The organism is Streptomyces sp. NPDC005799 (genome assembly GCF_040630525.1).
GTDB lineage: Bacteria > Actinomycetota > Actinomycetes > Streptomycetales > Streptomycetaceae > Streptomyces > Streptomyces griseorubiginosus_B.
Genome location: NZ_JBEXXQ010000015.1, coordinates 175394 through 183200 on the forward strand (window position 1 = coordinate 175394; position 7807 = coordinate 183200).

Annotated in this window: 9 protein-coding genes and 1 rRNA gene; all 10 read right to left on the bottom strand. The window is 68.9% G+C overall.

Annotation, left to right across the window (positions count from 1 at the left end; all coding sequences use genetic code 11):
• The coding region (locus ABZ453_RS17435) for a lysophospholipid acyltransferase family protein (RefSeq protein ID WP_359015815.1) at positions 1–900 on the bottom strand (900 nt) is incomplete at its 3' end.
• A 14-nt stretch (positions 901–914) separates the two neighbouring features.
• Complete coding sequence (locus tag ABZ453_RS17440; protein WP_359015816.1) at positions 915–1976, bottom strand: NAD-dependent epimerase/dehydratase family protein; 1062 nt, start codon at positions 1974–1976, stop codon at positions 915–917.
• 248 nt (positions 1977–2224) lie between these two features.
• Entirely contained in the window at positions 2225–2323 is a 99-nt protein-coding gene (locus ABZ453_RS17445) for an AURKAIP1/COX24 domain-containing protein (RefSeq protein ID WP_003948845.1), read from the bottom strand.
• Positions 2324–2479: 156 nt separating this feature from the next.
• A complete protein-coding gene (locus tag ABZ453_RS17450; protein ID WP_016437488.1) occupies positions 2480–2689 on the bottom strand; it encodes a helix-turn-helix domain-containing protein in 210 nt (69 codons plus the stop codon).
• Between the two features lie 129 nt (positions 2690–2818).
• Positions 2819–3634, bottom strand: a complete 816-nt coding sequence (locus ABZ453_RS17455) for a phosphatase (RefSeq protein ID WP_359015826.1) — start codon at positions 3632–3634, stop codon at positions 2819–2821.
• A gap of 104 nt (positions 3635–3738) precedes the next feature.
• A complete protein-coding gene (locus tag ABZ453_RS17460) occupies positions 3739–4911 on the bottom strand; it encodes an acetoin utilization protein AcuC (protein ID WP_359015817.1) in 1173 nt (390 codons plus the stop codon).
• Positions 4862–6076, bottom strand: a complete 1215-nt coding sequence (locus tag ABZ453_RS17465) for an MFS transporter (RefSeq protein ID WP_359015818.1) — start codon at positions 6074–6076, stop codon at positions 4862–4864. Before ABZ453_RS17465 ends, ABZ453_RS17460 begins: the two co-directional genes overlap by 50 nt.
• An 81-nt stretch (positions 6077–6157) precedes the next feature.
• Positions 6158–6859: a VC0807 family protein gene (locus ABZ453_RS17470; RefSeq protein WP_359015819.1), complete on the bottom strand. Its 702-nt coding sequence runs from the start codon at positions 6857–6859 to the stop codon at positions 6158–6160.
• Positions 6860–6929: 70 nt separating this feature from the next.
• Positions 6930–7574 carry an HAD family hydrolase gene (locus ABZ453_RS17475; protein WP_359015820.1) on the bottom strand — a complete coding sequence of 215 codons (645 nt, stop codon included), beginning with the start codon at positions 7572–7574 and terminating at the stop codon, positions 6930–6932.
• Positions 7575–7634: 60 nt separating this feature from the next.
• A 5S ribosomal RNA gene (gene rrf, locus ABZ453_RS17480) occupies positions 7635–7751 on the bottom strand.
• Positions 7752–7807: the final 56 nt, after the last annotated feature.

Sequence of the window (7807 nt, forward strand, 5' to 3'; positions counted from 1 at the left end):
CGTCCACTTGGTGGGAAGCGGGATCGCGCCCAGAGGACCAAGCCACGGAAAGGTCGGCGTCAACGGGAAGTACGGAAAGCCCAGCAGGCGGGCCAGCGTCTTCGCGTTGCCGATCATCGGGTAGATCTCCTCCGCGCCGACGATCGAGCACGGGATGATCGGTGTGCCCCTGCGCAGGGCCGTGGAGACGAAGCCGCCCCGGCCGAAGCGCTGCAGCTTGTAGCGCTCGCTGAAGGGCTTGCCGATGCCCTTGAAGCCCTCCGGCATGACCCCGACCAACTCGCCCTGCCCGAGCAGCCGTTCCGCGTCCTCCGCGCAGGCCAGGGTGTGGCCGAGCTTGCGGGCCAGTTCGTTGACCACCGGCAGCACGAAGACGAGGTCCGCGGCCAGCAGGCGCAGATGCCGGCCGGCGGGGTGGTGGTCGTGGACGGCGACCTGCATCATCAGACCGTCCAGCGGCAGCGTCCCGGAGTGGTTGGCGACGATCAGCCCACCGCCCTCGGCCGGGATGTTCTCGACGCCCTTCACCTCGACCCGGAAGTACTTCTCGTACACCGGGCGCAGCAGGGACATCAGGACCTGGTCGGTCAGCTCCTCGTCGTACCCGAAGTCGTCGACCTCGTAGTCGCCGGTGAGGCGCCGGCGCAGGAAGTCCAGCCCCCCGGCGATCCGGCGCTCGAGGCCACCGTCGTCCCGCGGCTTCTCGGCCGGCTGTTCCTCACGTGTCACAGGGACATCATCCTGCGCCGGACCCCTGCCCGGCAGGGGCTGGACCTCACCGACCAGCGCGGAATCCGTGTTCTTGCGCCTGCTCCCCGCGCCCCGGCGCCGCGTCGGCCGCTGCACGGCGCCCCCGCGGGACCGGTCGTCGTCGAACGGAATGACCTTGGCGTCCGCCATCGTTGATGCGCTCCTCAGTTGGCGCTCTGCGTCGGGGGGTGGCCACCGCCCAGGACGGGCAGTGCGGCGATCCGGTCGACGGCCCCGGCGACGGCCTCCGGCGGCAGCAGTCCGGGTCCGTGACTGCGGGCGAAGTCCGCGAACGTCTCCGCGGTCGTGTACTTCGGCCTGAAGCCGAGCGTCTCTCGCATCTGGTCCGTCGCCACGACCCGGCCGTGCGTCAGCAGCCGGATCTGCTCCGGCGAGAAGTCCGTCACTCCCAGCGTACGCACCAGCGTGCCGGCCCAGGTGACGGCGGGCAGCAGCAGGGGCACGGTGGGCTTGCCGAGCCGCCGTGAACACTGCGACAGCAGCAGCACGCCGTCACCGGCGATGTTGAAGGTGCCGCTGTTGAGCGTGCCGCGCTCCGGCTCGTGCGAGGCGATCCGCAGCACCTCCATCACGTCGTCCTCATGCACGAACTGCAGCCGCGGGTCGTAGCCGAACACGGTCGGCAGCACGGGCAGCGAGAAGTACGAGGCGAGCGGAGTGTCCGCGGCGGGCCCCAGGATGTTGGCGAACCGCAGCACGGCCACCGCCACATCCGGCCGCCGCCGCGCGAATCCGCGCACGTACCCCTCGACCTCGACGGCGTCCTTCGCGAACCCGCCGGAGGGCAGCGACTTGGGCGGGGTCGTCTCGGTGAACACGGCCGGGTCGCGCGACGCGGAGCCGTAGACGTTCGTACTGGACTTCACCACCAGCCGCTTCACCGTCGGCGACTTCTGGCAGGCACCCAGCAGCTGCATGGTGCCGATGACGTTGGTCTCCTTGACCGTGGTCCGGCTGCCACTGCCCAGCGCCATCGCCGTCACGTCCAGGTGTACGACCGTGTCGGCGGCGGTCTCCGCGAGGACCCGCGCGATGCCGGGCTGCCGGATGTCGGCCTGGATGAAGTCGGCGCCCCCGAGATGATGCTCGGGAGGGACCGCGTCCACGGCGACGACCCGGTCCACCTGCGGGTCACGCTGAATCCGTCGTACGAACCGGCCCCCGAGCCTGCGGGCCACTCCGGTCACGAGCACGACCTTGCCCAAGATCAGCGCCTTCCTTCCAGACCGTCCGGTAGTCGTAGCCTGCCGCGTTCCCCGTGTGCGGCCAACTTAGCGGGTCGATGTTGCGCTGTGATGACCGCCCAATGCACGAAGTAACGACATCCACAGACGTACGAACAGAGCAAGCCATGTGAAACGCGTGCGTAGGCACCGACACGCCGGGAGCGCATATGCGTGTGGCCCCCCACCCAGTCTGGTGGGGGGCCACAGAACACGCTCTACGGCGCCGCTTACTTCTTGTTGCGACGCTGAACGCGCGTGCGCTTGAGCAGCTTGCGGTGCTTCTTCTTGGCCATCCGCTTGCGCCGCTTCTTGATAACAGAGCCCACGACTACCCTCGCTCACTTCTCATCACTCGGTGTTTGGGCGCCATGGGCCCACACGACCTACGAGGGGCTAGCCTACCGGTCCGAGCGCTGAGGTCGTAATCGAGGTTGCCGGGGGAGATCCCGAAGTGCCCTGAGGATCTCCCCGAAGCCACGTCGTCAGGCGGTTTCCACCCCCACGTAACTCTCGCGGAGGTACTCGTGAACCGCGTTCTCGGGGACGCGGAAGGACCGCCCCACCCTGATCGCGGGCAGATGACCGCTGTGCACCAGCCGGTACACGGTCATCTTCGACACTCGCATCACCGAGGCGACCTCCGCCACGGTAAGGAACTGAACCTCGCTCAGAGGCCTCTGCTCAGCAGCCATGACACACCTGAACCTTCCGCACTCGACGGCCACCGGCTTCCCCTTCCGGTGACTCTTCGTCGCTGCGTGCTCACTCCCCAATGTAGGTGCGGGTGATGCGAGTGGGGAAGAGGTGCACCCATCGCAGGCCTACTGTGACAGACACGCTCGATTGAGTACGTAGCGGGTCAGCGGCCGGTAGTAAGCGGACCGCACGGCGTCATCAAGTGGAACGACGACGGACACGCGCCCCTCGGCCTCCCCCACGAACAGCGCGGGGTCGTCCGTATCGGCGAGACCGATGGCCTCGAACCCCAGCTGACCTGCCCCGCAGACCCAGCCGTGGTCTCCGACGACGAGCTCGGGCAGCGGCCCGCCGCCCTCCGCGGCCGCCGCCAGCGCCAGCCGAACCGGCAGCGGTGAGTGCGTGTGTGCGCCGGTCGCACAACCGGGGCGAGAGGCACCGGGTTGCCGGACGAGCGCGACTCCCCGTACGTACTCAAGGTTGTACGTACGTAGACCGAACCGGGTCGTTATGTCGACACGACGACCATGCGCCGGTGTGAGGACGGCACATCCCGCCGCCGACAGCGCGTCCGCCAAGGCTGCGTAGAAACCGAGCAGCCGGTGCGGGTGTCCGGTGCCGAGCAGCACGGGAGCGCCACGCTGGGCCACCACGGCCAGACGCCCGGCGAACGCGTCCAGAGCGGCCAGTGTCCGTTCCGGATCGATCACATCATGGCCGGAAACATGGCCGGGATCGCCCGAAACCCCACACTTGTCCGCCATCAAACCGATCACATCTCGCTCCCGCCACGTCCATTCGGGATCGAGACCGATCAGCACCCGAGGATCCCGCGCGGCGAAAAGCCGATAACTGCGCAGACTCTCCTCCCGCGAGGTGGCGACGGCCCCGGCGAGACGAGCGGCCAGCAGATGGGCTCGCAGGGCCCCGGTGCTCAACACGTCAGCGATGGTGACGGACGGCCACGGCCCGGACCACACGAACAGCCAAACACCGCACAGTTGGCGTAACGGCCCGTACGCGGCACGGCCGTTCCCCTGGCCGGCTACGCCAGCAGCCCCCGCAGCGGGAACACCGCCCGCCGGGTCGCCAGCACCGCCTGGTCCAGGCGGTCGGCGGGGTCGTACCCCTGGTCCCAGCCCGCGAAGGACACCGGCCACCGCCCGTCCGTCATCCGCGCCGGCGCCAACTGCCGGGTCCGCGCGAAGACTTCCTGCCGCCAGCCCTCCGGGATCACCGCCTCCGGCTCCACCGGCCGCCCCGCCGCGATCCCCACGAGATGCGTCCACGACCGCGGCACGACCTCGACCACGGCATAACCACCGCCGCCCAGCGCGATCCACCGCCCGTCGGCGTACTCGTGCGCCAGCTCATGACAGGCCACCTGCACGGACCGCTGCGCGTCCAGGGATACGGCGAGATGCGCGAGCGGATCCTCGAAGTGCGTGTCGGCCCCGTGCTGGGTCACCAGCACCTGCGGCCGGAAGTCCGCGATCAGCTCCGGCACCACAGCATGAAAAGCCCGCAGCCACCCCGCGTCGCCGGTCCCCGCCGGCAGCGCGACGTTGACCGCCGACCCCTCCGCCGAGTCCGCGCCCGTCTCCTCCGGCCACCCGGTCTGCGGGAACAGCGTCCGCGGATGCTCGTGCAGGGAGATCGTCAGAACCCGCGGATCCTCCCAGAAGGCCGCCTGCACCCCGTCCCCGTGATGCACGTCCACGTCGACGTAGGCGACCCGCTCGGCCCCCAGCTCCAGCAGCCGCGCGATCGCGAGCGAGGCGTCGTTGTAGATGCAGAACCCGGACGCGCCGCCCGGCATGGCGTGGTGCAGCCCCCCCGCGAAGTTCACGGCGTGCAGCGCCTCACCCCGCCACACGGCCTCCGCCGCCCCCACCGACTGCCCGGCGATCATCGCCGACACCTCGTGCATCCCGGCGAAGGCGGGATCGTCCATCGTCCCGAGCCCGTACGCCCCGTCCGCGGCCCCCGGGTCCGCCGAGGCCGCCTTCACGGCCGCGATGTAGTCCTCCCGGTGGACGAGCCGCAAGGTCGACTCCCCGGCGGGCTTCGCCGCCGCCACCTGGATGTCCTTGTCGAGCTCGAAGGCGTCGACAAGCCGCCGGGTCAGGGCGAGCCGGACCGGATCCATCGGATGGTCCGGACCGAAGTCATAGCCCGTTACTGCCTCGTCCCACATCAGCTGTGCGCGGCCGCTCATGCTCGCCACCGTATCGGTCCGACGCGGGAGCGAACGAGCGGGCGTAGACCAGGGTCACCAGCACCAACACCATCGGCACGAGCATCGCCCAGCGGTAGCTCCACGCGTCCCCCAGCGCCCCCACGAGCGGCGACCCGATCAGAAAGCCGACGTAGTTGAACACATTCAGCCGCGCCACGGCCGCGTCCGACGCCCCTGGGAACAGCCGCCCGGCGGCCGCGAAGGTCTGCGGCACCAGCACACACAGCCCGAGCCCCAGCAGCGTGAACCCGAGCATCCCGACCCACGGCCCGGGCGCGACAGCCACCACGGCGAACCCGCCCGCGGCCACCACCGCCCCCAGCCGCACGACCGCCACGGCCCCGAACCGCCGTACCCCCGAGTCCCCCAGCGACCGCCCCACCAGCGTGGTCACCATGTACACGTTGTACGGCACCGTCGACAGCTGCTCCGAACTGCCGAGCACGTCCTTCAGATACTTGGCGCTCCAGTTGGAGACGGTCGAGTCCCCGATGTACGCGAAGGTCATCACCAGGCACAGCGGCAGCAGCAGCTTGAAGACGACCGACTGCCCCTGGCTCCGCTCCTCCGCCAACACGGCCACGGGATCGGCGTCGACATACCACCGGCTCCCGATCAGCACGACCGGTAGCAGCACCGCGACGACGGGCAGATACGACACCCACAGCGCGAGATGCCAGTGCGCCCCCACCCAGGCCAGCGAGGCCCCCACGATGCCGCCCAGACTGAACGCGGCATGGAAGCTGAGCATGATGCTGCGCCCGTACGACCGCTGCAGGCTCACCCCGAGCATGTTCATCGAGGCGTCCAGCCCGCCCACGGCCAGCCCGAAGGCAGCCAGCGCGATCCCCAGCTCGGCCAGCTGGTCCCCCGACCCCACACCGACCAGCGCCAGCATCACCACCGGCTGCAGACAGCGCAGCAGCACACTGGGTCGTATTCGCTTCACCAACTGCTCGGTCGTCACGCTTCCGACGCCGGCCAGGATGGGCACGGCGGCCAGGAAGGCCGGCAGCAGCGCGTCGGAGACGCCGTACCGGTCCTGGATGGCCGGGATCCGGGTCACCAGAAGGGCGAAGGTGGCGCCCTGGGCGAAGAAGCTCAACGCCAAAGAGGCCCTACCGCGCCGCAAGACATCTGTCATGGCGGCGAGCGTAGGGCCCCTGGCTACCTGTGGGTAGATCCAGCCAAAGATGAATTTCCTTCACCTTTACCTTCGGTGCCTTCAGGCAGCGACAGCGACCTCGGGAACCTCTGCGGTGGCGGCAGCGGCCACCTCGGCGGAGACCATCCGGGCCATCGGCTCGGCGGCGAGCCCGCCGCTGACCACGATCCCGATCCCGATCGCCCCGAGCAGGATGACCGTGCCGAGCCACACCATGGTGTCAACCGGCAGCGTGTACGCCCCCACGACCCGCACCAGGCACTCGGCGAGCAGCGCCACGCCCCACACCACGGAGTACGCCCGCTCCGACCTCCGGAAGGCGGCGGATCCGCTCCGCAGCCGCTCGAAGGCCGCGTCCCTGGCCGCGTCGCCCTTCACCAGGAAGGGCTTGAGCCCCTCGGTCATCATCGGCCGTCCCAGCGCCACCGACACCAGGATCGCGATACCGATGGTGCTGCTGACCCCGCTGTCCTTGGCGAGCATCAGCCGCGGATCACCGGAGACGAAGCTCAGCGCCAGCGACACCACGTTCACGAGCAGGATGAGCCCGGCCAGACCGTTGACCCGACGCTCCTTGACCACGCCCCACACGGTCCGGAGCGCCGGCCCGACACTGCTCCAGGCCAGGGCGGCGAAGGTGCTCGCGCCGAACCCGTCCTTCAGCAGGTAGTACGTTCCGAGCGGCACCGCCACGTCCACGATCAGCGGCCCGAAGGTGCTCTGCTTGTTCGCCTTGTCGGTGTTGCTCGTCTTCGTCGTCATGCCCTCTACCTTCGCGGAGGGCACGCCCGCGGCAGTAGAAACGATCGTCCAGGGCTCGGCATGACATTTGTCAGCCGAGCAGCCCTGCCAACTCACACATGTCGCTGAACAGTTGGGTGGCACCGACGAGCTTGGCGGCAGGCGTCATGGCGGTGAACCCGTAGACCTCCATCCCGGCCGCGACAGCCGCCCGCACCCCCAGCGGACTGTCCTCGACGACCACACACCGCTCCGGCGCGACACCCATCCGCTCGGCCGCGTACAGGAACAGATCCGGCGCCGGCTTCCCCCGCCCCACGTCCTCGGAGCTGAAGATCTGCTCCTCCCCGAACCACCGGTCCAGCCCGGTCTTCCGATGCCCCACCCGAATCCGCTCATGACTCCCGGAGGACGCCACGCAGTACGGCACCCCGTCCGCCGCGAGCTTCCCCAGCACGTCAACGGCCCCGGGCATCGGCTCCAACTCCCGTTCGAAGGCGGTGAACACCCGCCCATGGAAGACGTCGTCGAAGTCGTCCGGGAGCCGTTGTCCCGTCCGCTCCAGCACCAGGTCATGCACCCGGTGCATCGCCGACCCCATGTAGTCCCGGATGGAGTCCTCGTACGACGTCGGATGCCCCAGCTCGGTCAGATAGGCGGCCAGGAGCCGGTTGGAGATGGGCTCACTATCGACGAGGACGCCGTCGTTGTCGAAGATGACGAGGTCGTAGCGCATGGAGTCACTGTAAACGCAGAAAACCCCGCACCGGAAAGGTGCGGGGTTTTCTCACAAATTGTTCGGCGGCGTCCTACTCTCCCACAGGGTCCCCCCTGCAGTACCATCGGCGCTGTAAGGCTTAGCTTCCGGGTTCGAAATGTAACCGGGCGTTTCCCTCACGCTATAACCACCGAAACACTATGAAGTTCGACCGGAAAAACACAGTCGTTGCCTCAGAACTAACACAGTGG

Excerpts from the sequence above, each read along its gene's own strand:
- ABZ453_RS17450 (WP_016437488.1), bottom strand. The coding sequence starts at position 2,689 with ATGGCTGCTGAGCAGAGGCCTCTGAGCGAGGTTCAGTTCCTTACCGTG.
- ABZ453_RS17460 (WP_359015817.1), bottom strand. The coding sequence starts at position 4,911 with ATGAGCGGCCGCGCACAGCTGATGTGGGACGAGGCAGTAACGGGCTAT.
- ABZ453_RS17465 (WP_359015818.1), bottom strand. The coding sequence starts at position 6,076 with ATGACAGATGTCTTGCGGCGCGGTAGGGCCTCTTTGGCGTTGAGCTTC.
- ABZ453_RS17470 (WP_359015819.1), bottom strand. The coding sequence starts at position 6,859 with ATGACGACGAAGACGAGCAACACCGACAAGGCGAACAAGCAGAGCACC.
- ABZ453_RS17475 (WP_359015820.1), bottom strand. The coding sequence starts at position 7,574 with ATGCGCTACGACCTCGTCATCTTCGACAACGACGGCGTCCTCGTCGAT.